Annotated in this window: 1 protein-coding gene; it reads right to left on the bottom strand. The window is 49.3% G+C overall.

Annotation, left to right across the window (positions count from 1 at the left end):
- A partial coding sequence (locus tag AB6E54_RS22560) for a VCBS domain-containing protein (RefSeq protein WP_372169054.1) occupies positions 1-2,737 on the bottom strand: 2,737 nt, incomplete at both ends.

The raw sequence follows: 2,737 nt of genomic DNA, 5'->3' as shown, positions 1-2,737 counted from the left end.
CCTGACTCGCCTACATCGGGGTCTGTGATGGTCAGCTTGCCATCAGCATAGAGTGTTGTATTGCCAAGTGTGGCGATGCCTGAGTGAGCATAGTCGGGTGACATGTCGACACCCGCGCTGTTTTCGGTTATTGAACCAGTATCAACGCCAGCGATTTGGGCTTTATCGCCAACAGCCGAGAGCGTCGTTGATGCGCCAGTGTGTGTTGTACCACCATGCGCGTCTTTCACATCGTAGGTGAAGTGGACGCTGCCGTTGTAATTGTGGCTTGGAGTGAAGGTGAAGGTTCCATCGTGATTGTCTTGAATCGAGCCATGGTCAGCATGCAAATTAGCGATAGTGAGCTTACCTGCATCGTTGGCGTCTACGTCAACAGTATTAGCGATTAGCTCGGTTGCTGTGATGGTTTGAGCAAGATCTTCTTTACCGCTGTTCAGTTGCACTTCACCAGAACAATACGGACGGTCGTTATCGCCATGAACGGTGACAACAATATCGTGAGTGGTGCCATCAGCCGATTTGACGGTGACAGTATCCGTTATCGATTCACCTTGGCCGAGGTGATCAATCTTTCTACCTGTTGCGTCTTGGCCTATGGAAGCGTAGTAGCTCCAATCTCCGTTACTCTGAAGTATGACACGACCATGAGTGCCGTAATAAACGCCGGTTTGGGCATGGCTTTCACCGGAGTCTGGATCAACAATGTTCAGGTGACCATCAGTGTGTATTTCGTCGTTCCATAATTTGCCGATGTTTCCATGCATATGATCTGGTGAGCGATCATCGACGTAGCCACCAGACATTGTACCATCTGGTGCTGTATAGGTATGCCCTTCATGAACATCTCCAGTATAGACACCGCCGATAACGGCAGAATTATTAACCCCTGTAATCGTTATTGAGAGGTTTTGAGTGCTGCTCGCATTATGCTCGTCTGTGACTGTTACTGGAACAGTCAATGTCTTCGTGACACCTGATGCTAACGATTGATAGCTAGAGTGAGCAGGATCGAAGCTATAACTGCCGTCCGGATTAACCACCAAGCCATCAATCTGCGGTGCGCTGTAAGTCAAGGCCGCACCGGTATCAATATCTTGGCCAACCATTTGTCCATTTAGAACGCTTCCACCTTCAGTCACTGAGTGGGACTGAGCATTGATGGTTGGGGCATCGTTGGTACCATGAACCGTTAGCTCTATCGTGTGTGTTGTACCATCTGCTGAGCGTATAATGGCTGAATCGTGTTTAACTTCGCCTTGCGCTAAGTTCTGTATATTGCGGTTGTCGAGGGTATAGGTGTAGTGACCGTCGCGCATGAGCAGTATGTGCCCACCCAGTTTGGTGTCGTAGCCAATACCTTGATAGGTTTGTGAGCCTATATTCGGATCAAACTGTGCCTCTCCCTTATCAGGGTCTTGGATGTTTAATCTGCCGTCGTAATGCAGTTGGTAGTGGGTATCTATATAGCCGCGATCTTCAGTTACTCCCCGTAAGTCTGCATTGGCTTGTGCGTCGGTAATAATCGCGTTATCTGGAGTTGCGATAAGATCAAACTTAGCTTGAGTGCTGACGCTGCCCCCATGGCCGTCAACCACATCATAGGTGAGTCGAATCTCACCATTGAAATCTTTATCTGGCGTGAAGGTATAAGTGCCATCTTTATTATCAGTCAGGCTACCGTGTGTCGCTTGCAAATTTGTCACGTGCAATACATCGCTACTATCCACATCGCTTGCATGTGTTAGCAAGTCAGAAGCCTTGATGGTTACGGGTTGATCCTCTTTACCCGCAGGAAGCTGAGTCCACGCACTGACAATTGGTTTGTCGTTGCTGCCTTGCACATCGATAACGACTTTATGAGGGACTGTCGCTCCTGTTGAATCGGTAGCGGTGATCCAGAATGATTCAGACTGATGTTCACCAGCCGCGAGTTTATCCGCGGCACCGCCGGTTGAATTGTCTAGCTGATAGTGCCAATGACCATGCTGATCAATCGACAGCGTTCCCCATTGACCTTGGGGTTGATTGATTGCCCACGTAACGGTGTCGGACTTATCTATATCAGTCGCGATTAAGCTCCCTGTCGCATCGGGGTTTCCTGCCGTGTTCAAGCCCTGTTCGATCACCGCGCCACTTGAGGTACCTGAGATAGTAGGGCGGTCATTGGTGCCATTAATCGTCACTTTGATGGCCGACGGTGTGCCATCAACGGAAGAGACGGTAAAGGTTTCTTCGACTTTATCGCCGACGTTCAATTGATTAAACGCACTGTTGGCGGTGAATGTCCATTGGCCATTAGCACCAATGGTGAGGTTGCCGTTGGTGCCAGTAATCGAATCCGGTGTGAATGCGTTATCTGGATTATCCACGTCGGTACTGGTGAGAGCTCCTGATGTCGTTACCGCTTTGTCAGTTTCATCGATAGCGACGGTCGCACTGCTGACAGTAGCGGTGTCGTTAGTACCGTTGATTGTCACCTTGATAGTGGACGGTGTTCCATCAACAGACGACACCGTGAAGGTTTCTTCTACTTTATCGCCGACGTTTAACTGATTAAACGCGCTGCTCGCGGTGAACACCCAATGACCATTAGCATCGATAGTCAGGTCACCGTTGGTACCTGAAATAGAATCCGGTGTGAATGCATTATCTGGATTATCCACGTCAGTACTGGTCAACGTTCCTGATGTCGTTACCGCTTTATCAGTCTCATCCACACTGACTGTTGCGGTACTGA

Source organism: Vibrio sp. 10N.247.311.49 (assembly GCF_041467655.1).
Classification (GTDB): domain Bacteria; phylum Pseudomonadota; class Gammaproteobacteria; order Enterobacterales; family Vibrionaceae; genus Vibrio; species Vibrio crassostreae_C.
This window is presented reverse-complemented; position numbering and strand designations above follow the sequence as displayed.